This is a genomic window from Pseudomonas putida W15Oct28 (genome assembly GCF_000708715.2).
Taxonomy (GTDB): domain Bacteria; phylum Pseudomonadota; class Gammaproteobacteria; order Pseudomonadales; family Pseudomonadaceae; genus Aquipseudomonas; species Aquipseudomonas putida_R.
The window spans coordinates 23,258-46,790 of sequence record NZ_JENB01000039.1 but is presented as its reverse complement, the minus strand read 5'-3'; the positions used below and the strand labels follow the sequence as shown (position 1 = coordinate 46,790).

The 23,533-nt window shown below is 61.9% G+C and carries 17 protein-coding genes and 1 tRNA gene; 14 read left to right on the top strand and 4 right to left on the bottom strand.

The window, feature by feature from the left end; translation table 11 throughout:
* From AK81_RS22015 to AK81_RS22005, 3 genes are all read left to right on the top strand, one after another.
* The coding region (locus AK81_RS22015) for a YeaH/YhbH family protein (RefSeq protein ID WP_043202474.1) at nt 1-959 on the top strand (959 nt) is incomplete at its 5' end.
* Nucleotides 956-2,524, top strand: a complete 1,569-nt coding sequence (locus AK81_RS22010; protein WP_043202470.1) for a SpoVR family protein — start codon at nt 956-958, stop codon at nt 2,522-2,524. The genes AK81_RS22015 and AK81_RS22010, both read left to right, overlap by 4 nt.
* Nucleotides 2,525-2,579: 55 nt before the next feature.
* Nucleotides 2,580-3,686 (top strand): hypothetical protein, encoded by a 1,107-nt coding sequence (locus tag AK81_RS22005; protein WP_043202468.1) that lies wholly within the window; start codon nt 2,580-2,582, stop codon nt 3,684-3,686.
* Between the two features lie 171 nt (nt 3,687-3,857).
* Here AK81_RS22005 and folK read toward each other — a convergent pair whose 3' ends face one another.
* Nucleotides 3,858-4,367, bottom strand: coding sequence for a 2-amino-4-hydroxy-6-hydroxymethyldihydropteridine diphosphokinase (gene folK / locus AK81_RS22000; protein WP_043202465.1), 510 nt, complete (start codon nt 4,365-4,367; stop codon nt 3,858-3,860).
* Nucleotides 4,358-4,714 carry a dihydroneopterin aldolase gene (gene folB, locus AK81_RS21995; protein WP_004375185.1) on the bottom strand — a complete coding sequence of 119 codons (357 nt, stop codon included), beginning with the start codon at nt 4,712-4,714 and terminating at the stop codon, nt 4,358-4,360. The genes folK and folB overlap by 10 nt, the downstream gene beginning before the upstream one ends.
* Before the next feature lie 74 nt (nt 4,715-4,788).
* On the opposite strand from folB, the gene plsY reads away from it, so the two are divergent.
* The gene (plsY, locus tag AK81_RS21990; RefSeq protein ID WP_043202462.1) at nt 4,789-5,358 is read left to right on the top strand and encodes a glycerol-3-phosphate 1-O-acyltransferase PlsY; all 570 of its coding nucleotides are present in this window, start codon (nt 4,789-4,791) and stop codon (nt 5,356-5,358) included.
* Nucleotides 5,359-5,375: 17 nt separating this feature from the next.
* Here plsY and tsaD read toward each other — a convergent pair whose 3' ends face one another.
* Nucleotides 5,376-6,401, bottom strand: coding sequence for a tRNA (adenosine(37)-N6)-threonylcarbamoyltransferase complex transferase subunit TsaD (tsaD, locus tag AK81_RS21985; RefSeq protein ID WP_043202459.1), 1,026 nt, complete (start codon nt 6,399-6,401; stop codon nt 5,376-5,378).
* 204 nt (nt 6,402-6,605) lie between these two features.
* On the opposite strand from tsaD, the gene rpsU reads away from it, so the two are divergent.
* The 7 genes from rpsU to AK81_RS21950 all read left to right on the top strand — a co-directional run bounded on the left by rpsU (nt 6,606) and on the right by AK81_RS21950 (nt 19,513).
* Nucleotides 6,606-6,821: a 30S ribosomal protein S21 gene (gene rpsU, locus AK81_RS21980; protein ID WP_003255575.1), complete on the top strand. Its 216-nt coding sequence runs from the start codon at nt 6,606-6,608 to the stop codon at nt 6,819-6,821.
* 301 nt (nt 6,822-7,122) lie between these two features.
* Nucleotides 7,123-9,105, top strand: a complete 1,983-nt coding sequence (dnaG, locus tag AK81_RS21975) for a DNA primase (RefSeq protein WP_043202455.1) — start codon at nt 7,123-7,125, stop codon at nt 9,103-9,105.
* 67 nt (nt 9,106-9,172) lie between these two features.
* On the top strand, nt 9,173-11,023 hold the full coding sequence (rpoD, locus tag AK81_RS21970; RefSeq protein ID WP_043202452.1) for an RNA polymerase sigma factor RpoD: 1,851 nt from the start codon (nt 9,173-9,175) through the stop codon (nt 11,021-11,023).
* Nucleotides 11,024-11,313: 290 nt separating this feature from the next.
* A complete protein-coding gene (locus AK81_RS21965) occupies nt 11,314-15,048 on the top strand; it encodes a bifunctional diguanylate cyclase/phosphodiesterase (RefSeq protein ID WP_043202449.1) in 3,735 nt (1,244 codons plus the stop codon).
* Between the two features lie 16 nt (nt 15,049-15,064).
* A tRNA-Ile gene (locus AK81_RS21960) sits at nt 15,065-15,141 on the top strand.
* A gap of 524 nt (nt 15,142-15,665) precedes the next feature.
* Nucleotides 15,666-18,101 (top strand): membrane-bound PQQ-dependent dehydrogenase, glucose/quinate/shikimate family, encoded by a 2,436-nt coding sequence (locus AK81_RS21955; protein WP_206542916.1) that lies wholly within the window; start codon nt 15,666-15,668, stop codon nt 18,099-18,101.
* 119 nt (nt 18,102-18,220) lie between these two features.
* Complete coding sequence (locus tag AK81_RS21950; RefSeq protein ID WP_043202446.1) at nt 18,221-19,513, top strand: carbohydrate porin; 1,293 nt, start codon at nt 18,221-18,223, stop codon at nt 19,511-19,513.
* Here the strand turns inward: AK81_RS21950 and AK81_RS21945 are convergent.
* Entirely contained in the window at nt 19,497-20,057 is a 561-nt protein-coding gene (locus AK81_RS21945) for a serine acetyltransferase (protein ID WP_043202444.1), read from the bottom strand. The genes AK81_RS21950 and AK81_RS21945 overlap by 17 nt on opposite strands.
* Nucleotides 20,058-20,359: 302 nt before the next feature.
* Here AK81_RS21945 and AK81_RS21940 point away from each other — a divergent pair, with 302 nt between their 5' ends.
* From AK81_RS21940 to AK81_RS21930, 3 genes are all read left to right on the top strand, one after another.
* Complete coding sequence (locus AK81_RS21940) at nt 20,360-20,821, top strand: Lrp/AsnC family transcriptional regulator (protein WP_043202443.1); 462 nt, start codon at nt 20,360-20,362, stop codon at nt 20,819-20,821.
* A gap of 189 nt (nt 20,822-21,010) precedes the next feature.
* The gene (locus AK81_RS21935) at nt 21,011-22,693 is read left to right on the top strand and encodes a flavin monoamine oxidase family protein (protein ID WP_043202442.1); all 1,683 of its coding nucleotides are present in this window, start codon (nt 21,011-21,013) and stop codon (nt 22,691-22,693) included.
* A gap of 14 nt (nt 22,694-22,707) precedes the next feature.
* Nucleotides 22,708-23,502: a carbon-nitrogen hydrolase family protein gene (locus tag AK81_RS21930; protein ID WP_043202440.1), complete on the top strand. Its 795-nt coding sequence runs from the start codon at nt 22,708-22,710 to the stop codon at nt 23,500-23,502.
* The last annotated feature ends 31 nt before the right edge of the window (nt 23,503-23,533 follow it).

The window sequence follows — 23,533 nt, the reverse complement described above, 5'->3', positions numbered from 1 at the left end:
ACTCCGGCGATGGCATGGACGACTTCGTCTTCCAGATCACCCAGGAAGAATTCCTCGAATTCATGTTCGAGGATCTCGAACTGCCCAACCTGGTCAAACGTCACCTGACCGGGACCGACACCTTCAAGACCGTGCGCGCGGGCATCGCCAACGAGGGCAACCCGTCACGCATCAATATCGTGCGCACCCTGCGCTCGGCCCATGCCCGGCGCATTGCCCTGACCGGCAGCAGCCGCGCGCTGCTGCGCGAAGCACAAAAGGAACTCGACCGCCTACGGGTCGAGGAGCCGGACAACTTCACCGATATCCAGGAAGTCGAACAGGAAATCGAACGCCTGAAGGCACGCATCAACCGCCTGCCCTTCCTCGACACCTTCGACCTCAAGTACAACCTGCTGGTCAAGCAGCCCAACCCCAGTTCCAAGGCAGTGATGTTCTGCCTGATGGACGTGTCCGGTTCCATGACCCAGGCCACCAAGGACATCGCCAAGCGCTTCTTCATCCTGTTGTACCTGTTCCTCAAGCGTAACTACGACCGCATCGAGGTGGTGTTCATCCGCCACCACACCAGCGCCAGGGAAGTCGACGAGGAAGAGTTCTTCTACTCCCGGGAAACCGGCGGCACCATCGTCTCCAGCGCGCTCAAGCTGATGCAGGAGATCATGGCCGAACGCTACCCGGCCAGCGACTGGAACATCTACGCCGCCCAGGCTTCTGACGGCGACAACTGGAACGACGACTCGCCGATCTGCCGCGACATCCTGTCCAAGCAGATCATGCCGCACGTGCAGTACTACACTTACGTCGAGATCACCCCCCGTGAGCACCAGGCGCTGTGGTATGAATACGAGCGCATCGGCGAAGCCTTCCCCGACACGTTCGCGCAGCAGCAGTTGGTATCGGCCGGTGACATCTACCCGGTCTTCCGTGAACTCTTCCAGCGCAGGTTAGCCACATGACCGCCAGAGCACAGAGACGCCAACCCATTTCCACCGGGTCCGAGTGGACGTTCGAGCTGATCCAGACCTACGACCGGGAAATCGGGCGCCTGGCCGAGCGTTACGCCCTGGACACTTACCCCAACCAGATCGAGGTGATCACGGCCGAGCAGATGATGGACGCCTACGCCTCGGTCGGCATGCCACTGGGTTACCACCACTGGTCCTACGGCAAGCAGTTCCTCAGCACGGAAAAGTCCTACAGCCGCGGCCAGATGGGCCTGGCCTACGAAATCGTGATCAACTCCGACCCGTGCATCGCCTACCTGATGGAAGAAAACACCATGTGCATGCAGGCACTGGTGATTGCCCACGCCTGCTACGGCCATAACAGCTTCTTCAAAGGCAACTACCTGTTCCGCACCTGGACCGACGCCAGCTCGATCATCGATTACCTGGTGTTTGCCAAGCAGTACATCGCCCAATGTGAAGAGCGCCACGGCATTGACGCCGTGGAAGACCTGATCGACTCCTGCCATGCCCTGATGAACTACGGCGTGGACCGCTACAAGCGCCCCTACCCCATCTCTGCAGAAGAGGAACGGCGGCGTCAGAAGGAACGCGAGGAGCACCTGCAGCGCCAGATCAACGACCTGTGGCGCACCATCCCGAAAAGCGCCGAAAGGGGTAACGAACGCGATGAGGGCCGCTTCCCCGCCGAACCACAGGAGAACATCCTGTATTTCATCGAGAAGAATGCCCCGCTGCTCGAACCCTGGCAGCGTGAAGTGGTGCGCATCGTGCGCAAGATCGCCCAGTACTTCTACCCGCAGCGCCAGACCCAGGTAATGAACGAAGGCTGGGCAACCTTCTGGCACTACACGCTCATGAACGACCTGTACGACGAGGGGCTGATCACCGAAGGCTTCATGATGGAGTTTTTGACGTCGCACACCAGCGTGGTGTTCCAGCCCGGCTTCGACAGCCCCTACTACAGCGGCATCAACCCCTACGCACTGGGCTTTGCGATGTACACCGACATCCGTCGCATGTGCGAAAACCCGACCGATGAAGATCGCCACTGGTTCCCCGACATTGCCGGCAGTGACTGGCTTTCTACCATCAAGTTTGCCATGAGCAGCTTCAAGGACGAGAGCTTCATCCTGCAGTACCTTTCGCCCAAGGTGATGCGCGACCTCAAGCTGTTCAGCATTCTCGATGACGACCAGCGCGACGACCTGCTGGTGCCCGCCATTCACGACGAAGCCGGCTACCGGGTGATCCGTGAACTGCTGGCCGCGCAGTACAACCTGGGTAACCGTGAACCGAACGTGCAGATCTGGAGCGTCGACCGTCGCGGTGACCGCTCGCTGACCCTGCGCCACCAGCAACACAACCGCAAACCGCTGGGCGACTCGACCGATGAGGTGCTCAAGCACCTGCATCGCCTGTGGGGCTTCGATATCCACCTGGAGACCGTACAGGGCGAGCAGGTGATGAAAACCCACCACATGCCACCCCGTGGCGAGCACGGCGAAAGCGCCGACTACGGGCGCATGGACCTGGCTGTCATTCACCACCTCTAGTGCAACGCCATGACTGCCGACGGGTTATCCTGTCGGCAGTTATGGAGAGCTGCACATGCACATCTACAAAGTCGGCGGCGCCGTGCGCGACCGCCTGCTCGGCCTTCCTGTCAGCGATATCGACTGGCTGGTGGTGGGCGCCACCGTCGAAGAAATGCACGCCAAGGGTTATCGGCCGGTGGGCGCTGATTTTCCGGTATTCCTGCACCCGAAAACCGGTGAGGAATATGCCTTGGCGCGTACCGAGCGAAAGAGCGGGCGCGGTTATGGCGGGTTCACTTTCCACGCCAGCCCTGACGTGACCCTGGAAGAAGACCTGATTCGCCGTGACCTTACCATCAATGCGATGGCCGAGGACGAAGCAGGCACGGTGTACGACCCCCACCACGGCAAAGACGATCTCGAAAGGCGAGTTTTACGCCATGTTTCCCCGGCATTCGCCGAAGATCCCTTACGCGTACTGCGCGTTGCGCGGTTTGCTGCCCGGTATGCACCGCTGGGTTTCCGGGTTGCCGAAGAAACGCTTGAGCTGATGCGCCAGATCAGCGCCTCTGGTGAGCTGCAGGCGCTGACTGCAGAGCGTAGCTGGAAGGAAATCGAGCGGGCGCTGATGGAGGCGCAACCCCAGGTTTTCTTCCAGGTGCTGCGCGACTGCGATGCCCTGCAAGCGCTGCTGCCTGAGCTTGTGGACGATTCCCGGGCCTTGGCGGCGCTGGAGCAGGCAGCGGCGCACGAACAGCCCCTGCACGTGCGCTGGGCCTGCCTGTTGCGCGGGCTGGCACCGGCATCGATCAAAGCCGTCAACCTGCGCCTCAAGGCACCAAGGGATTGCCAGGAGCTAGCCTTACTGACCGGAGAGTGCCTGGCACAGGGCAATCAGGCGCTGGAGCTGCCTGCCACGGCGCTGCTGGAGCTGCTGCAGAAGTTCGATGTTTACCGACGGCCGCAGCGGTTCGAAGATTTTGTGGTTGCTTGCGAGATGGCGGCGCTGGGCGATGGCAAGCCAGGTTATCCACAGGCCGAGTACCTGCGAGGGGCAGCAGCAGCGGCGCGAGCGGTGGATGTGAAGCCGTTGGTGCAGACTGGGCTGACTGGCCAGGCACTGGGCGAGGCCCTCAAGAGCGAGCGGTTGAAGGCCCTTCAGGCTTACCAGCCGGAGTGAACATAGCGGGCTCTCCCACAGGAACTGCACAGGCCTGAAAACAGCACAGTACCTGTGGGAGCGGGCATGCCCGCGAAGAGTCCAGCACAGTGGATGGCACCGGCTTCGCCGGTGTTCGCGGCGGTTCGACGCCTCGACGCGCCCGCTCCCACAATGACCGCGAAAAACCAGCTAGGCTGGCGTCAGCTGCAACCCACGCCACTCAAAGGCGACCGGGGCCAGTACCTGGTCAATCTGTGCCTCTTGCCACAACCGGGCCATGCTCTTGCCCGCCCCCGGATGCACCAGCTCAGGGGCCAGCAACGACAGCGGCCACAGCACAAAGGCGTTCTTCAGGATCTCGGCCCGGGGCAACACCAGCCCATCGAAGGTGCCGTGCAGACCGTCATACATCAGCACATCGATATCCAGCGGCAGCCCTTTGCGGTCTGGCGCGTAACGGCCATTTTCGGCCTCGATGAACTTCAGCCGACGGTCCAGCTCGATCAACGGCAGCGCGGTTTGCCCGGTTACCACGAAATTGATGAACGGTCCGCTCTTGATCCCCACCGGCTGGCTTTCGAACACCGGCGAACAGCGCATGTCGGTCAGGATGCCCGCCAACGCATCGAGCCCGGCGCACAAATGCGCCTCACGGTCGATGTTGCTGCCGAGGCCCAGGTAAACCGTGCTCAGAGACATCCGCGCTCGATCTCCACGCCAACACCGCCACGGGCCGCCGGTACCGCACCCGGTTTGGTCAGTTTCAACCGCACCCAGGGGATATGGAATTCTTCCATCAAGGTTGCCACCAGGCGCTCGGCAAAGGTTTCCACCAACTCGAAACGCGCCTGCTCGGCAAACGCCTGGATGCGTGCCGAGACGCTGGCGTAGTCCAGCGCCAGGTTCAGGTCGTCACCCGCTGCGGCCGGGCGGTTGTCCCAGGCAAAGCTCAGGTCCAGGCGCAAGCACTGGCGAATATCCCGCTCCCAGTCATAGGCACCGATGACGGTATCGACTTCCAGGCCTTCGATGAACACTCTGTCCAAGCACTTCTCTCCACAGCACGACAAGGGCGACTGGCGCCGTTAGAATCAGGGCGTCCTCGCCCGGAATAGTTAGCATGTTTTGGTTACTGGCGTTGCTCGCCTACCTGCTCGGCTCACTGTCCTTCGCCATTCTCCTCAGCCGCCTTTCGGGCAGCCCGGACCCGCGTTCCAGCGGCTCAGGCAATGCCGGCGCCACCAACATGCTACGCCTGGCAGGCCGTAAACTGGCGATCCTGACCCTGCTTGGCGACCTGTGCAAGGGCCTTTTGCCGGTATTGCTCGCCCGCCTTGCCGGGCTGGACCTGCACGCGCAGGCCTGGGTGGGCGTATGCGCGGTGTTGGGCCACCTGTTCCCCCTGTACTTCCGTTTCCGGGGCGGCAAGGGCGTGGCGACGGCTGCCGGCATGCTCATGGGCCTGTATTTCCCGGCCGCGTTGCTGGCCATCGGCGCCTGGCTGCTAACGTTCTACCTCACCCGCACCAGCTCGCTGGCGGCGTTGATTGCCACGCCGCTGACCTTGCCACTACTGGCCTGGCGCGAGCCCGAAGCCCTGCTGCCGATCACCGTGCTGACCGTGATGATCGTATGGCGCCACCGGAAAAACCTGCGCGACCTGTTCGCCGGTCGCGAACGGCACTTCTGAGCTTTCGGCTTCACACGTTACAGCGGCGGCAACTGCTCCATCGGCCAGCGTGCCTGCACGCTGATCGCCAGGTCCTGCTGCTGCCCGGCCAACAGGCGTTGGCAACCGGCGTAAGCGATCATCGCGCCGTTGTCGGTACAGAACTGCGGGCGCGCGTAGTACACGTTGCCCTTGATGCTGCCGAGCATGTCCTCAAGCGACGCGCGCAAAGCCTTGTTGGCACTCACACCACCCGCGATGACCAGGCGCTTGAGGCCGGTCTGCTTGAGCGCCCGCTTGCACTTGATGGTCAAAGTCTCCACCACCGCCTGCTGGAATGCCAGCGACAGGTCGCAACGGGTTTGCTCGCTGTCGTCGCCAGCGTTCTTGCATTGCTGCCAGGTGTTCAGGGCGAAGGTCTTGAGGCCACTGAAGCTGAATTCCAGCCCCGGGCGGTCGGTCATCGGCCGCGGGAACACGAACCGCCCAGGTACGCCCTGCTCGGCCAGGCGCGCGATTTCCGGCCCGCCGGGGTAGTTGAGGCCGATCAGCTTGGCGGTCTTGTCGAACGCTTCGCCGGCGGCATCGTCCAGGCTCTCGCCCAGCAGCTCGTACTGACCGATGCCATCGACGCGTACCAGCTGGGTATGTCCGCCTGAAACCAACAAAGCGACGAACGGAAACTCAGGTGGGTTTTCTTCCAGCATGGGCGCCAGCAAGTGGCCTTCCATGTGGTGCACGCCAATCGCCGGAATGTCCCAGGCAAAGGCCAGCGCCTGGGCGCACGAGGCGCCCACCAGCAATGCGCCGACCAGGCCAGGACCCGCGGTGTAGGCAATGGCGTCGATCTCGGTGGCGACGCAGCCCGCCTCCTCCAGCACCTGGCGGATGAGCGGCAACATGCGCTTCACATGGTCACGCGAGGCAAGCTCGGGCACCACACCGCCAAACACGCGATGCAGGTCAATCTGGCTGAACAGTGCGTCGGCCAACAAGCCGCGCTCACTGTCGTATAATGCGACGCCAGTTTCGTCGCAGGATGTTTCCAATCCCAGTACTAGCATGGGTTCGTCCCTTGTGGGGGCTGAATTCGAAGGCGCGCATGATAGTCCCCGTGTCGGGTGCCGACCAGCGGTTTTCGATCAGAGGCTTTGCATTCCGGCTTGCTAAGGGTTAACATCCGCAACCCTTGAAAACCGACGTTCTCCAGCACACCTTTGTTTTGCCAGGAGCACGTCTACCCCGGTAATGAATTAAGGTAGCCCTGGATGCCAGCCGTCAAAGTTAAAGAGAACGAACCCTTCGACGTAGCTCTGCGTCGTTTCAAGCGCTCCTGCGAAAAAGCCGGTGTACTGGCTGAAGTTCGTAGCCGCGAGTTTTACGAGAAGCCGACCGCCGAGCGTAAGCGCAAAGCAGCTGCTGCTGTTAAGCGTCACGCCAAGAAAGTACAGCGCGAACAGCGCCGCGCCGTTCGTCTGTACTAATACAGACGTTCTACGCAAAGCTTCTGCCCTGCCCGGTTAACAGCCGGGCGATGGCAGCGGTCGTTTCAAACTTGAGCAGCTAGCTCAAGGCCCTGCACAAGCTTCATGCGAAATGCACACGGGCAACCTGCCTGAAACGTCAGAGCTGGTCTTTCTTGCTGTATGACCAGACGTGCACGTCCAACTGACGAGCCCCCAGGGGCTGGCGACGAGCACACACTCCCTCGCACTCCCAAGCATCACTCACCCCATTCGGCGCGTGAGCGATTAGACTTGCCAGTTGCCAGATGACGAGACTGCCATGGCCGGGCTGATTCCCCAGAGTTTCATTGACGACCTGATCAACCGCCTCGACATCGTCGACGTGGTGAGTTCGCGCGTCCAGCTGAAAAAAACCGGCAAAAACTACTCCGCGTGCTGCCCGTTCCACAAGGAAAAGAGCCCTTCCTTCACGGTCAGCCCCGACAAGCAGTTCTACTACTGCTTCGGCTGCGGGGCCGGTGGCAACGCCCTGGGCTTCGTCATGGACCACGACAACCTGGACTTCCCCCAGGCTGTCGAAGAGCTGGCCCGCGCCGCAGGCATGGAAGTGCCCCGCGAGCAAGGCCGCCGCGACCAGAAACCTCGCCAGCCAACCGACTCGCCGCTGTACCCGCTGCTGGACGCCGCCTCGGAGTTCTACCGCCAGGCCCTGCGCAGCCACCCGACCCGCAAGGCCGCGGTGGACTACCTCAAGGGCCGCGGCCTGTCGGGGGAGATCGCTCGCGATTTCTGCCTGGGCTTCGCCCCGCCCGGCTGGGACAACCTGCTCAAGCACCTGGGTGCTGACGCCCTGCAGCAAAAAGTGATGATCGATGCCGGCCTGCTGATCGAAAACGCCGAAAGCGGCAAGCGCTACGACCGTTTCCGCGACCGGGTGATGTTCCCCATTCGCGACAGCCGCGGGCGCATCATCGCCTTCGGCGGGCGGGTACTGGGCGACGACAAGCCCAAGTACCTGAACTCCCCGGAAACCCCGGTGTTCCACAAGGGCCAGGAACTGTACGGGCTGTACGAGGCGCGCAAGCACAACCGCAACCTCGACGAGATCATCGTCGTCGAGGGCTACATGGACGTCATCGCCCTGGCTCAACAGGGCCTGCGCAATGCCGTGGCTACCCTTGGCACCGCCACCAGCGAAGAGCACCTCAAGCGCCTGTTCCGGGTGGTACCCAGCGTGCTGTTCTGCTTCGACGGCGACCAGGCCGGGCGCAAGGCCGCCTGGCGTGCGCTGGAGTCGACCCTGTCGAACCTGCAGGACGGCCGCCGCGCACGCTTCCTGTTCCTGCCCGAAGGCGAAGACCCGGACAGCCTGGTACGCGCTGAAGGCACCGATGCCTTCAGGGCCCGTATCAACCAGCACGCCCAGCCGCTGGCCGACTACTTCTTCGAGCAACTGGGCGTTGAAGCCGACCCGCGATCGCTGGAAGGCAAGGCGCACATGGCGACCCTGGCCGCACCGTTGATCGAAAAGATCCCCGGCGCCAACCTGCGCCAACTGATGCGCAACCGCCTGAAGGAAATCACCGGCCTGGACCCGCAGCAGGTCGAGCAACTGGCGCAACAAGCGCCAGCGGCCAGCAGTGTGCCGGACTACGACCCTGGCTACGACTACGACGCCATGGCCAGCTACACCCCTGATTACGGCGACATGCCGCAGCACGACTTCGCCCCCGCGCAGCAGGAGCAGGCGTGGAAGCCGAACAAGGGCGGTGGCAAAAAGCAGTGGAGCGACAAACCCTGGGACAAGAACCGCAAGGGCGGCAAGCCGTGGCAGCAACGTGACGAAGCGCCACCGCGTGTACCAGCCCCGGTCGAGCCGCCTACCCTGGCCGCCCTGCGCACCCTTCTGCACCACCCGTTGCTGGCCGGCAAGGTGGAAGATGCCAGCCACTTTGCCGACGAAGAACACCTGTACAGCCAGCTGCTGGTGTCATTGATCGAAGCCGCACAGAAAAATCCTGGGCTAAGCTCAATGCAGTTGATCGCACGCTGGCATGGCACCGAACAGGGCCGCCTGCTGCGGGCCCTGGCGGAAAAGGAATGGCTGATCGTGGCCGACAACCTTGAACAACAGTTTTTCGACACTATAACTAGCTTGTCCGCCCGCCAACGCGAGCGCAGCCTGGAACAACTGCTCAGGAAATCACGTCAAAGTGAATTGACCAGCGAGGAAAAAACCCAGCTCCTCGCCCTGCTGAGCCGGAATGTTCCCGCACAAACGCCGACCTCATCTGGCGCGTGAGGCCCATGCTCGGGTATAATCCTCGGCTTGTTTTTTGCCCGCCAAGACCTTCAGTGGATAGGGTGTTATGTCCGGAAAAGCGCAACAGCAGTCTCGTATCAAAGAGTTGATCACCCGCGGTCGTGAGCAGGGCTACCTGACTTACGCGGAGGTCAACGACCACCTGCCTGAGGATATTTCAGATCCTGAACAGGTGGAAGACATCATCCGCATGATCAACGACATGGGGATCAACGTATTCGAGAGTGCTCCGGATGCGGATGCCCTTCTGTTGGCGGAAGCCGACACCGACGAAGCCGCGGCCGAAGAAGCCGCTGCTGCGTTGGCGGCAGTTGAAACCGATATCGGCCGCACGACCGACCCGGTGCGCATGTACATGCGTGAAATGGGTACCGTCGAGCTGCTGACCCGCGAAGGCGAGATCGAAATCGCCAAGCGGATCGAGGAAGGCATTCGTGAAGTCATGGGCGCCATCGCCCACTTCCCGGGCACTGTCGATTACATTCTCGGCGAATATGACCGCGTCACCACCGAGGGTGGCCGCCTGTCGGACGTTCTCAGCGGTTACATCGACCCTGACGACAACATCGCCGCGCCGACCGAAGAAGTGCCGATCCCTGGCGCCAAGGCCGCAGCCGCGAAGGAAGAGTCCGAGGACGAAGAGGAAGAAGCCGAGAGCAGTGACGAAGAGGAAGAGACCGAGAGCGGTCCGGACCCGGTAGTCGCAGCCCAGCGTTTCGGTGCGGTATCCGACCAGCTTCAGGCGACCGTCAAGGTCGTGAAGAAGAACGGTCGTGCCCACAAGGAAAGCATCGCGGCCCTGCAAGCCCTCGCCGACCTGTTCATGCCGATCAAGCTGGTACCCAAGCAGTTCGAGGTCCTGGTAGAGCGTGTTCGTGATGCCCTGAACCGTCTGCGTCAGCAAGAGCGCGCCATCATGCAGCTGTGCGTGCGTGATGCCCGCATGCCGCGTGCCGACTTCCTGCGCATGTTCCCGAGCAACGAAACCGACCAGACCTGGAGCGGTGACCTGGCCAAGCGCAACACCAAATGGGCTGCCGCCCTGGGTGAAAAGGACGCCGCCATTGTCGCTTGCCAGCAGAAGCTGATCGACCTTGAGACCGAAACCGGCCTGACCGTTGCCGAGATCAAGGACATCAACCGTCGCATGTCGATTGGTGAAGCCAAGGCCCGTCGCGCCAAGAAAGAAATGGTCGAGGCGAACCTGCGTCTGGTGATCTCCATCGCCAAGAAGTACACCAACCGTGGCCTGCAGTTCCTCGACCTGATCCAGGAAGGCAACATCGGCTTGATGAAAGCGGTGGACAAGTTCGAATACCGTCGCGGCTACAAGTTCTCGACCTATGCCACCTGGTGGATCCGTCAGGCGATCACCCGTTCGATCGCCGACCAGGCACGCACCATCCGTATTCCGGTGCACATGATCGAGACGATCAACAAGCTCAACCGTATTTCCCGCCAGATGCTGCAGGAAATGGGTCGCGAACCGACCCCGGAAGAGCTGGGCGAGCGCATGGAAATGCCTGAGGACAAGATCCGCAAGGTACTGAAGATCGCCAAAGAGCCGATCTCCATGGAAACCCCGATCGGTGACGACGAAGATTCGCACCTGGGCGACTTCATCGAGGACTCGACCATGCAGTCCCCGATCGACGTGGCCACGGTCGAAAGCCTCAAGGAAGCCACCCGTGACGTACTCTCGGGCCTGACCGCACGCGAAGCCAAGGTGCTGCGCATGCGTTTCGGTATCGACATGAACACCGACCACACCCTCGAAGAGGTGGGCAAGCAGTTTGACGTAACGCGTGAGCGGATCCGTCAGATCGAAGCGAAGGCGTTGCGCAAACTGCGCCACCCGACTCGCAGCGAGCATCTGCGCTCCTTCCTCGACGAGTGATGACAAACCCCGGCCCAGGCCGGGGTTTTTCTTTTCTGCCTCCTGCGCACTGCTGTGCCCCCTGTGGGAGCGGACGCGCCCGCGAACACCGGCGCAGCCGGTGCCATTCATCGCGGCGCCTGCTTCGCGGGCACGCCCGCTCCCGCAGGTACATCACCTGCCACAGTCAGATCTACAGCCCCACACCTGCAAGGCCCTGTTGTATTTGACAAAAGGGGCCGCCTTTCACCCTACACCTGCAGCAATGCCCGTCTACACTCGACGTCAGACCCCCTGAATGCGAGGCTGCTATGCCACCTATGCCGGCCATTCTGTTGCTGCTCCTGATTTTGTGGAACACGACGGCCGGTGCCCTGACCCTGACAGACGAGGAGAAAGCCTGGCTGGCTGCCCACCCGCAGCTGAGCCTGGGCGTAGACGCCTCTTGGCCACCGTTCGAGTTTCGCGACCAGGAGGGCCGGTACCAGGGATTGGCCGCCGATTACATCGCCGCGATCCAGCAACGCCTGGGCGTGACGCTCAAACCGGTCGAGCCCAGCAGCTGGACCGAGGTACTGGCGCAGGCGCGGGAAAACCGCATCGACCTGCTGCCCGGCATCATGTCCACGCCCGAACGCCAGGGCTACTTGGCCTTCACCCGCCCATACCTTGACTTCCCCATCGTCATCCTCGCCCACAAAGGCGGCGCCCAACCGCGCAAACTGGACGACCTGTACGGCCTGAAAATCGCCGTGGTCGAAAACTACGCCCCGCACGAACTGCTGCGCACCCATCACCCCGACCTCAACCTGGTGGCACTTCCCAATGTGAGCTCCGCGTTGCAGGCCCTGGCCACCGATCAAGTGGACGCCGTGGTCGGCGACCTGGCTTCAAGCATCTGGAGCCTGCGCCAGCTCAAGCTCGATGGCCTCTACGTCAGTGGTGAAACGCCCTACCGCTACCAGCTGGCCATGGCCGCACCACGTGACAACAAAGTGCTGGTGGGCATTCTGGACAAAGTCATGGCCGACATGAGCAGCGGCGAAGTCAACCAGATCCAGCAGCGCTGGGTGGGCAATGTGGTCGACCAACGGATGTTCTGGTCCGACCTGCTGGTATATGGCCTGCCAACGGTGCTGTTACTGATGGCCGTTCTGGCCGTGGTCATCCGTATCAACCGCCGGCTCAGCTCGGAGATATCCCGGCGTATCGCGCTGGAGCAGGAGCTGCGCAGCAGCGAGTACCACTACCGCGGCCTGGTCGAGAGCCTGTCAGCCATCGCCTGGGAAGCCGATGCCAACGACTTCACCTACAGCTACGTCTCACCGCATGCCGAAGACCTGCTTGGCTACCCGCTGAGCGACTGGCTCAAGCCGGGCTTCTGGCGCAGCATTCTGCACCCGGACGACGCCCTCTGGGCTCAGGCCTACTGCGAAAGCGAAACCGCAGCCGGACGCGACCATAGCCTGGACTATCGGGTAATCCGGGCCGACGGCCAGCCACTGTGGGTGCGCAATATCGTCAGCATGATCGAACACGGGCACCGGCCGGTGATGCGCGGGCTGATGATCGACATCAGCGAAACCAAGCGCACCGAGGACGCCCTGCGCCTGTCCGAGCAAAAGTTCGCCTCGGTGTTCCAGCAGTGCCCCGACATTCTGCTGATCGCCCGCCACAGCGACGGCTGCCTGTTGGAGGTGAACGAAGCCTTCGAAGAGCAGATCGGCCTGACCGCGGGACAGGTACTTGGCCGCAGCGCCACCGATCTGCACCTGTGGGGTGTCGAAGGCTCCGGCCCGCCACTGCTCGAGCGCCTGCACCAGGGCGGCATCCGCAACCTGGAAATGAGCTTCCGGCGCAGCAATGGCCAGCTGTTCACCGGCCTGACCTCGGCCGAAACCTTCGAGCTCGACGGCACCCCGGCGCTGGTGGTGGCGGTGCGCGACATCAGCCAGCTCAAGGAAACCCAGGGGCAACTGCAAACCTCGGAAGAGAAATTCGCCAAGGCCTTCCACGCTTCGCCCGACGGCTTGCTGCTGTCGCGCCAGAGCGACGGTTTGCTGCTTGAGGTGAACGAAGGCTTCTGCCGCCTTACAGGCTACGACCTCAACCCGACCATCGACCAGACCTCGCTTGACCTGGGTATCTGGGTCGACCTCAACGAACGCAAACGCATGGTCGACCAGCTCAACCGCGACGGCTTCGCCCCCTGCCACATCCGCCGCAGCGACGGGCAGATCCGCCTGTGCGAGCTGTCCGCCAGGCCCCTGCCGATTGCTGGCGTCGACTGCATGCTGACCATCGCCCGCGACATCACCGAGCGCCACCTGATGCAGGAAAAACTGCAGCTGGCCGCCACCGTGTTCGAGAACACCGCCGAAGGCGTACTGATCACCGACATCGACCAACGCATCAGTGCCGTCAACCGCGCCTTCAGCGAAATCACCGGCTACAGCGAGATCGAAGCCCTCGGCCAGACCCCGCGCCTGCTTGCCTCCGGCCAGCACGACAGCGCCTTCTATGCCGCCATGTGGCACCAGCTTACCGCCGAGGGTCACTGGCAAGGCGAGATTTACAACAAGCGCAAGAACGGCGAACTGTACCCCGGCTGGCTGACCATCAGCGCCGTGCGCAACAGCGATCGCGAGATCACCCACTTCGTTGCCGTGTTCGCCGACATTTCCAGCCTCAAGCACGCCCAGGCCAAGCTCGACTACCAGGCCCACCACGACCCGCTGACCGGCCTGCCCAACCGTGCCTTGTTCGAGAACCGCCTACAGGCTGTGCTCACTTGCGCGCAGGTGTCCAACCGCCAGGGCGCGGTGCTGTTCCTTGACCTCGACCGCTTCAAGCACATCAACGACAGCCTCGGCCATCCGGTCGGCGACCTGCTGCTCAAGGGGATTGCCCAGCGCCTGAAGGAGCAGGTGCGCGACGTCGACACCGTGGCCCGCCTTGGCGGCGACGAGTTCATCATCCTGCTGCCCGGCCTGCACAAGCCCAGCGACGCCAGTACCATCGCCAACAAGCTGCTGGCCTGCTTCGTCGCACCCTTCCAGGCCGGTGAGCACGAGTTCTTCACCAGCGCCAGCATCGGCATCAGCCTGTATCCGCAGGACGGCACCGACGTGGCCACGCTGATCCGCAACGCCGACGCGGCCATGTACCGCTCCAAAGCCAAAGGCCGCAACCGCGTCGAAGCCTACACCCGCGACCTGACCGCCCAGGCCAGCGAGCGCATCGCCCTGGAGCACGAGCTGCGCCGTGCCGTCGAACGCAACGAAATGAGCCTGTGCTTCCAGCCCAAGCTCAGCCTCAAGACCCAGAACCTGGTCGGCGCCGAGGCGCTGATCCGCTGGAGCCACCCGACCTTTGGTGAAGTACCGCCGGAGCACTTCATCCACCTGGCAGAAGAGAACGGCACCATCCTGCAGCTCGGCGACTGGGTGTTGGAACAAGCCTGCCGGCAGATGCAGGCCTGGAAGCAGCACTACGAACCCTTCGGCCCATTGTCGATCAACCTCGCGGGCGCCCAGCTGCGCCAGCCACACCTGGCGCGGCGCATTGAACAGTTGCTCAAGCACTACCAGCTCAAGGCGGGTGACCTGCAACTGGAAATCACCGAAAACTTCATCATGAGCCAGGCCGAAGAAGCCCTCGCCGTGCTGTACCAGCTGAAAAAACTGGGCGTGCAGCTGGCCATCGACGACTTTGGCACCGGCTATTCATCGCTGAGCTATCTCAAGCGCCTGCCGCTGGACATTCTCAAGATCGACAAGTCGTTCATCCGCGGCCTGCCCGACGACCCGCACGACGCCGCTATCGCCCGTGCGATCATTGCCCTGGGCCGCAGCATGCAACTGACCATCATTGCCGAAGGCGTGGAAAACCAGGCCCAGCAACGCTTCCTGGCGGCCGAGGGCTGCGAGCAGATCCAGGGCTACATCGTCAGCCTGCCGCTGCCGCCAGGGGAGTTCGCGGCAACGTTTCTTCGCATAGCACTATCGGATCTTTCAGATGGCACAGGTGCGAAACCCTCGTTATAATCCGGCCACTTACTGAGGGCCTATAGCTCAGTTGGTTAGAGCAGAGGACTCATAATCCTTTGGTCCACGGTTCAAGTCCGTGTGGGCCCACCAAATACGAAAGCCGCGCAAATGCGCGGCTTTTTCGTTCTCACGTCCTGCCTAAAGCGCTTTCCGATACCAAGCCGCTCTCACAAAAAATCCCCCCTGCAAAACTGCCGGTGATACAACGCGGCGACATTCCAGTCCGGCACCTTCGTCCCAAGGGCAACAGCCGAGGCCCACATAAATTGTTACCAATTCAAAAATACTCTTTTCCAGACTGCTTGATTTATCCAGTCCGTACAGCGTTTTAAACTAAAAACAACGCCAGCATCTTTTGCCCGGCACTGGATATCAAACACCGCGTCAAACTTTGTTTTAACCCATCACGCAACACCACCGTGCTGACCTGCAGCCAGGATCAAAGGCATGCCTTCCATCGCGCTGACGCCCATGGCGAACTTTGCCTTTGGCGGAGCCGTGCACCGCATTTTTGTACGCACCACCCGCAAGAACTAACAACGGCCCACTGACTGGCCTGGTTGCTCGCACCCTGAGGGAACAGCCATGTACTCACCAACAGAGCTCACACAACTATGACGGATGACAAAAGTTCCAACGCCGGGAGGCGCTCGTTAAGCAATGCTGCGCGACTGCTTTTTTCGCTACTTGTAATGGGTGTAGCGGTGGCATTGATTTACGGCGGCTCCAAACTTCTGGCACTGGGCGGATCGAGTTACTACTTGCTTGCGGGACTTGCCTACGCCGTGCTGGCCGTACTGGTATTCCTGCGCAAGCGTATCAGTACTGTAATTTCCATCCTGATATTCCTTGCTACCTGCGCCTGGGCATTTTACGAGGTGGGCCAGTTCAGCTACTGGCAACTGCTGCCTCGCCTGGTCGTTCCAGCCATCATCCTGACCCTGAGCCTGTGGGTGGGTGGTGCACTGCCCAACACCGCTTCGGCCACACGCCGAGCTGCCAAGCGCTGCGGCTTTGCTGTGTTCCTGGCATTGATCGCCACGTTCGTCGCTGCCTTCTTCCCGCATGGCGGCATTTCGAACCCAGTCGCGGCAGTTAGCCAACCAAACCCTGACGCAATCTCCGATGCCCCAGGAAACTGGGAGTTCTTCGGGCGCAACGCCTCGGGGACGCGCTTCGCCCCGTACACGCAAATCACCCCGAAAAACGTCAAGGACCTGCAAGTTGCCTGGACCTACCGGACCGGCCGCAGAACCACGGGTGCAGGTGCTGGTGTCGACGAGAACACGCCTTTGCAGATCGGCAACGTCCTGTATTCGTGCACACCGGAAAACCTGATCACTGCGCTTGATGGCGATAGCGGCAAACCCCTGTGGAAGTTCGACCCTCACGCCAAAAGCGCAGAGCACGTGACTTGCCGTGGCGTGGGCTATTACGACATCGACAGCGATGACAGCCTGAGCGCCGAGGTGAAAGCCTCTCACGCCAGCGAGCAACAATGCCGCCAGCGCATCCTGGTGTCGTCAGTCGATGCCCGGCTGTTTGCCCTGGATGCACACACCGGTGCCCTGTGCCCCAACTTCGGCGAGGCCGGTTACGTTGACCTGAAGAAAGGCATGGGGCCAACGGAAAACAGCAAGCGCTATCACCCGACGTCCCTGCCTGTGGTCATGGGCCACCTCACGGTGGTGGGTGGCTGGGTGCGTGACATCGTGGCCGGCGAGCCTTCCGGCGCCGTGCGCGCATTCGATGTGCTGACCGGTGCGTTGGTATGGGCCTGGGATGTCGGTGCGCCCGAGGGCACGGACACAGCGGCAGCTGACCATCAGTTCGCGCTTGAAACACCTAACGTATGGACCATTCCCACCTACGACAAAGAACTGAACCTGGTCTACCTGCCTACCGGTAATGGCCCACCTGACTATTGGGGTGGCGACCGCAACCAGGTGAAAGAAAAGTTCGGCACAGCGATTGTCGCAGTCGATGCATCGACGGGTAAGGCCAAGTGGGTTTTCCAGACTGTTCATCATGATGTCTGGGACTACGACCTGCCTTCGCAACCCGTGCTTTACGAGATGAAGAACGCACAAGGGGTGAAGACCCCGGTCCTGATCCAGACCACCAAGACCGGCCATATCTTCGTGCTGGATCGCCGCACTGGCGAACCCGTCACTGAGGTGCAGGAGCGCCCTGTTCCCACTTCACCCGCTGCAGAAGGCGAACACCTGTCACCGACCCAGCCTTACTCCTCTGGCATGCCAGTGATTGGCGCAGACCCTCTGACCGAACAGTCGATGTGGGGCGTGTCCACGTTCGACCAGCTCTACTGCCGAATCATGTTCAAGGACTCGGTGTACGTCGGCCCGTTCACACCGCCCACTGAAAAGCCGTACATCGAATGGCCCGGGCTGTTGGGCGGCATGAACTGGGGTGGCATTTCGATTGATGAAAACACCGGCATGATGTTCGTCAATGACATGCGCATGCCGCTGCGCATGTCGTTGGTAACCAAGGAAGACACGCGCAAATACAAAGTGTCGACCGATGAGGTGCCGGGCTTCATGGGCACTATCCGCCCACAGGTCGCGGGCATCTATGGCGGCGTGAAAATCGACATCCTCCAGTCCCCGCTGGGCGTGCCTTGCAATACGCCACCGTTCGGCAGCATGAGCGCCATTGACCTCAACACCCAGAAGCTGGTGTGGCAGGTGCCACTGGGCACGGTTCAGGATACTGGCCCACTGGGGATCAAGACGCACATGCAGATCCCGCTGGGTATGCCGACACTTGGCGGCCCAACCTCGACCGCATCCGGCCTGGTGTTCTTCGCTGGCACCCAGGATTACTACCTGCGCGCCCTCGATTCGGCCACCGGCAAGGAAGTGTGGAAGGCCCGCTTGCCTGTAGGTGCCGTAGCAGCACCGCTGATCTACAAGTCCCCCAAGACCGGTAAGCAGTATGTGGTGATCTCCGCTGGCGGCATGAGCCACTCGCCAGATGTGGGCGATTACATCATCGCCTACGCCCTGCCTGACAGCATCAAGCCGTAACGGCTCGTTGCTGCATGACGAAAAATCCCCGCTCGCGGGGATTTTTTTTCCCGCCAGTGGCCCATCACGCAAATGCCTGAACGGCTCAACCATTTCTCAAGCAAGGGAGCCCGCCCAAAATGTCATTACCCTTCCGCGCCGTGCTGATCAGCAGCCTGTGCAGCGGTTTGTCTCTTTGCCTTGTGCCACTGTCCTGCGCACTGGCCGATACTGCCAACCTGATGACCCAACCTACGCTCACCGGCAACTGGGGCGGGCAGCGCCAGAAGCTGGCAGACCAGGGCATAAAGCTGACGGGCGACTACACCTCGGAAACCCTTTCCAACCTGCATGGCGGTATCAAGCGCGGTACCCGCTATGCACAACAGATACGTCTGGGCGCTCAGTTCGACTTGAGCAAACTGCTCGACATACCAGATGCCGGACGCGTGCAAGTGGTGATCAATGATCGTCGCGGCCACAGCGCCACGGAAGACCTGATTGGCAATCGCATGTCCGCGCAAGAAATCTACGGGGGCGAGTACACACGGCTGACCGAACTGAGTTACCAGCGCAATCTGTTTTCGCCAGACCTGTCCGCCAAAGTCGGTTACATGGTCATGGGTACCGAGTTCGGCGGCATGCCGATCCTGGCCAACTTTGTCAGTGCCGGTTTTTGTGCACACCCGCTTACCATGTCCAGCGGGAGTGGCTGGGGCAACTACCCGACAGCACATTGGGGTGGCGAGTTGCGCTATGACGTAAACCCGTCGCTAACCCTGCAAACGGCACTGTTCCAGGTAAACCCGGATTACAACGCTCGCGTCTCCAAAGCGTTCGCCATGCCCAGTAACGGCACCACGGGCGCGATCCTGCCACTGGAGGCGATCTTCAATAACCGTGCATTTCTCGATGGCCAGTACAAAGTTGGCTGGTACTACGACACGTCCGACTACCCCAAGATTGGCGGCACTGGCAAAAGCAGCAGCCGCACCGGCGCTTACCTGCTGGTCGACCAGGCAATCTGGCGTGATGAGCAGGACCCGGCCAGTGTCCTGAGAGTGTTCGGGCAAGCAGCCACCAGTAACGCCGCGACCTCGCCAATGCGCCGCTGGTACTCGCTTGGCCTGGTCAAACAGAAGCCGTTTGCCAGCCGCCCGCATGACGCTATTTCCTTCGGCTATGGCCGCGCCGTCATCAACCCGCGCACGCGGGATGCGCAGGAAGCTGCTGCCGCCCCCACAGAAGACTTTGCTGTTGTTGCCGGCCTCGACAGCGGCGAGCAAGTGCTGGAACTCAACTACGGTGCACAAGTAACGCCGTGGCTACTGCTGCGCCCGGACTTGCAGTACTACATCGAGCCAGGGGCGTTCTTTGGCAAGCAAAGGGGCAATGCGCTGGCGGCGGGTTTGCAGATCAAGATGACCTTCTGACAGGCCGCATCTCGACCTGGCGCGGGTTGTAGAACGTCATGCCAGCCGGAATATCCCGGGTAACCAGCGACATCGCCCCGATCACCACGTCGTCACCAATCTCGATACGGTCGGCAACGATACAACTGTTGGCGCCCATGCTCACATTGTCGCCAATGCGCAGCGCGTATTCCGCCAACCCGAGGGTCTTGATGCCGATCGAGCAGTTCTGCCGAATGAAGAAATTGCGCCCGATGCTCACGTGCCGGGTAATCACCACCCCCGGCAGGTGCGCGATGCGCAGGCCGGGGGCGATCTGTGCGCCGATGTCGATGTCCACCGCGTACTTGAGGTTGAGCCGCTGCTCCATGCGCCGGGCATGACGCCGGGCCAGGCCGCCGCGGGCGTCGAGGTACTGGGCCAGGCGGAAGGCAAACAGAAAGCGCAGCTTGTTGTCCTTGCGTGCACGGCGCAGCACGTTGAACAGCAGGCTGATACGGCGTCCGGGCCTTTTCTTGTTGGAGACTTCCAGTCGCCAACATTCGAGCAGGAGGTCGAGGTTCACACTGAGGTTCCCGTTGGACTATCGCTTCATCATGCCGAATTCACACCGAAGACGCAGCCTCCAAGGCATACGCGGTTCCTGTGTGGGAGCGGCCTTGCGTCGCGATAGGGCCGCAAAGCGGCCCCGGGATTTCAGCAGTGACGCAAATATTGCTGGGGCTGCTGCGCAGCCCTTTCCGACCGGTCCGGCGCCCCGGCAAGGACGCTCCTACAGGGGATCGCGTCAGATTGGTCACCTGTGCCCGGCCTTGCCCTGATTGCCGTTGGCTGGCTAGGCTAGCGGGCCAACCGAAGAGACTCGCCATGTCGGATTCCCGCTCCATCACGCTGGATGAAATCGATCGCCAGTTGATCGCCCTGCTGCAGATCAACGCCCGCGAAAGCGTCGCCACCCTCGCCCGCCAGTTGGGCATCGCCCGCACCACCGTGAACTCGCGCCTGGAACGGCTGGAGAAGAACAAGGTCATCTCCGGCTATGGCGTGCGCCTGGGCCAGAGTGTGTTAGGCGGCGGACTGCAAGCGTACGTGGGGATCAAGGTGCAGCCGCGTTCCGGTAAGGAAGTGGTGCGGCGCTTGAGTGCCATGGGCCAGGTGCAGCAGCTGTGTGCAGTGAGCGGCGAGTTCGACTACGTAGCTTGGCTACGTACGGATTCGCCCGAACAGTTGGACCAGCTGCTCGACCAGATCGGCAGTGTCGACGGGGTGGAGAAGACCACCACGTCGATCATTCTCAGCAGCAAGGTAGACCGCGGGCAGCCAATTTGATTGGAACATCTGGCACCCCTGGCTTTACTCGTCATAATTGATCTTGTACTGGTAAATATGACGAATGAAAATACATTCAGACACCACTCTGAACCTTAATTACGAACGCCCCACTCCCTAAAATGACCGCCAGGCATCTCCTATACTCAGGCTCCGCTCCCCGCGCAGCCCCTCTGGCAAGGTCACTTCATGAACAAGAAAAACCGCCACCCCGCCGACGGCAAGCAGCCCATCACTATCTTCGGCCCGGACTTCCCGTTCGCCTTCGACGACTGGCTGGAACACCCCGCAGGCCTCGGCAGCATTCCGGCTGAGCGCCAGGGTGAAGAAGTGGCCATCGTGGGTGCCGGTATCGCTGGCCTGGTGGCGGCTTACGAGCTGATGAAGCTGGGCTTGAAGCCGGTGGTGTACGAGGCGTCCAAGCTGGGTGGCCGGCTGCGTTCGCAAACCTTCAACGGCACCGACGGGATCATCGCCGAACTCGGCGGCATGCGTTTCCCGGTGTCGTCCACTGCGTTCTACCACTATGTGGACAAGCTGGGCCTGGAAACCAAGCCCTTCCCCAACCCGCTGACCCCGGCGTCGGGCAGCACGGTGATCGACCTGGAAGGCCAGACCTACTACGCGGAAAAAACCTCCGACCTGCCCACGCTGTTCCACGAAGTGGCCGACGCCTGGGCCGACGCGCTGGAAAGTGGCGCCCAGTTCGCCGACATCCAGCAAGCCATCCGCGACCGGGATGTACCGCGCCTGAAGGAACTGTGGAACAAGCTGGTGCCGCTGTGGGATGACCGTACCTTCTACGACTTCGTCGCCACCTCGCGCTCGTTCGCCAAACTGAGCTTCCAGCACCGCGAAGTGTTCGGCCAGGTCGGCTTTGGCACCGGCGGCTGGGACTCGGACTTCCCCAACTCGATGCTGGAAATCTTCCGCGTGGTGATGACCAACTGCGACGACCACCAACACCTGGTGGTCGGCGGTGTGGAGCAGGTGCCGCAGGGTATCTGGCGCCATGTGCCGGAGCGCTGCGCCCACTGGCCAGAGGGCACCAGCCTGAGCGGCCTGCACGGCGGCGCGCCGCGCACCGGGGTCAAGCGCATTGCCCGTGCAGCCGATGGCCGCCTGGCGGTCACCGACAACTGGGGCGACACCCGGCACTACGGCGCCGTGCTCGCCACCTGCCAGACCTGGCTGCTGACCACCCAGATCGACTGCGAGGAATCGCTGTTTTCGCAGAAGATGTGGATGGCCCTGGACCGCACCCGCTACATGCAGTCGTCGAAGACATTCGTCATGGTCGACCGGCCGTTCTGGAAGGACAAAGACCCGCAAACCGGCCGCGACCTGATGAGCATGACCCTCACCGACCGCCTCACCCGCGGCACCTACCTGTTCGACAATGGCGACGACAAGCCGGGGGTGATCTGCCTGTCCTACGCCTGGATGAGCGACGCGTTGAAAATGCTGCCGCACCCGGTGGAAAAACGCGTGCAGCTGGCCCTGGATGCGCTGAAGAAAATCTACCCCAAGACCGATATCGCCGGGCACATCATCGGCGACCCGATCACCATTTCCTGGGAGGCCGACCCGCACTTCCTCGGCGCCTTCAAGGGCGCACTGCCGGGCCATTACCGCTACAACCAGCGCATGTACGCACACTTCATGCAGCAGGACATGCCTAGCGAGCAGCGCGGCATGTTCATCGCCGGTGACGACGTGTCGTGGACCCCGGCGTGGGTCGAAGGCGCGGTGCAGACGTCGCTGAATGCGGTGTGGGGTATCATGAACCACTTCGGTGGCCAGACCCACCCGGACAACCCCGGCCCGGGCGATGTGTTCGACGAAATCGGCCCGATCGCCCTGGCAGACTGACTCAAGGAGGCACCATGCGCATTGCTCTGTTCCAGGGCGCCCCCAGGCCACTGGACGTGCCCGGCAACCTGCAGCGGCTGCGCCACCAGGCGCAGCTGGCAGCCGAACGCGGCGCACAGTTGCTGGTGTGCCCGGAAATGTTCCTGACCGGTTACAACATCGGCCTGGCCCAGGTCGAACGGCTGGCTGAAGCCAACGATGGCCAGGCGGCGATGGACGTGGTGGAGATCGCCCAGGCGCACCGCATCGCGATCGTCTATGGCTACCCGGAGCGTGGCGATGATGGGGGGATCTACAACAGTGTGCAGTTGATCGATGCGCACGGCCGCAGCTTGAGCAACTACCGCAAGACCCACCTGTTCGGTGAACTGGACCGCACGATGTTCAGCGCCGGCGCCGACCACTTCCCGGTGGTGGAACTGGACGGTTGGAAAGTCGGCCTGCTGATCTGTTACGACATCGAGTTCCCGGAGAACGCCCGACGCCTGGCGCTGGGCGGTGCCGAACTGATCCTGGTGCCGACGGCGAACATGGCCCCGTACGACTTTGTCTGCCAGGTGACCGTGAGGGCGCGGGCGCAGGAAAACCAGTGCTACCTGGTGTATGCCAATTATTGCGGCTCGGAAGGCGAGATCCACTATTGCGGGCAGAGCAGCATCATCGGCCCGGATGGCAGCCTGCTGGCCATGGGTGGGCGGGATGAATGCCTGCTGCTGGCGGAGCTGGAGCATGCGCAAGTGGTGCAGGGGCGGCAGGCATTTCCTTACCTGACTGACCTGCGCCAGGAACTGCACCTGCGTAAAAGCTGACAGGGGCCGCAGTGCGGCCCAATCGCCGGCA

Coding starts and splice junctions, on each gene's coding strand:
- AK81_RS22010 (WP_043202470.1), top strand. CDS start 956: ATGACCGCCAGAGCACAGAGACGCCAACCCATTTCCACCGGGTCCGAG.
- AK81_RS22005 (WP_043202468.1), top strand. CDS start 2,580: ATGCACATCTACAAAGTCGGCGGCGCCGTGCGCGACCGCCTGCTCGGC.
- folK (WP_043202465.1), bottom strand. CDS start 4,367: ATGTCTCTGAGCACGGTTTACCTGGGCCTCGGCAGCAACATCGACCGT.
- plsY (WP_043202462.1), top strand. CDS start 4,789: ATGTTTTGGTTACTGGCGTTGCTCGCCTACCTGCTCGGCTCACTGTCC.
- tsaD (WP_043202459.1), bottom strand. CDS start 6,401: ATGCTAGTACTGGGATTGGAAACATCCTGCGACGAAACTGGCGTCGCA.
- rpsU (WP_003255575.1), top strand. CDS start 6,606: ATGCCAGCCGTCAAAGTTAAAGAGAACGAACCCTTCGACGTAGCTCTG.
- dnaG (WP_043202455.1), top strand. CDS start 7,123: ATGGCCGGGCTGATTCCCCAGAGTTTCATTGACGACCTGATCAACCGC.
- rpoD (WP_043202452.1), top strand. CDS start 9,173: ATGTCCGGAAAAGCGCAACAGCAGTCTCGTATCAAAGAGTTGATCACC.
- AK81_RS21965 (WP_043202449.1), top strand. CDS start 11,314: ATGCCACCTATGCCGGCCATTCTGTTGCTGCTCCTGATTTTGTGGAAC.
- AK81_RS21955 (WP_206542916.1), top strand. CDS start 15,666: ATGACGGATGACAAAAGTTCCAACGCCGGGAGGCGCTCGTTAAGCAAT.
- AK81_RS21950 (WP_043202446.1), top strand. CDS start 18,221: ATGTCATTACCCTTCCGCGCCGTGCTGATCAGCAGCCTGTGCAGCGGT.
- AK81_RS21940 (WP_043202443.1), top strand. CDS start 20,360: ATGTCGGATTCCCGCTCCATCACGCTGGATGAAATCGATCGCCAGTTG.
- AK81_RS21935 (WP_043202442.1), top strand. CDS start 21,011: ATGAACAAGAAAAACCGCCACCCCGCCGACGGCAAGCAGCCCATCACT.
- AK81_RS21930 (WP_043202440.1), top strand. CDS start 22,708: ATGCGCATTGCTCTGTTCCAGGGCGCCCCCAGGCCACTGGACGTGCCC.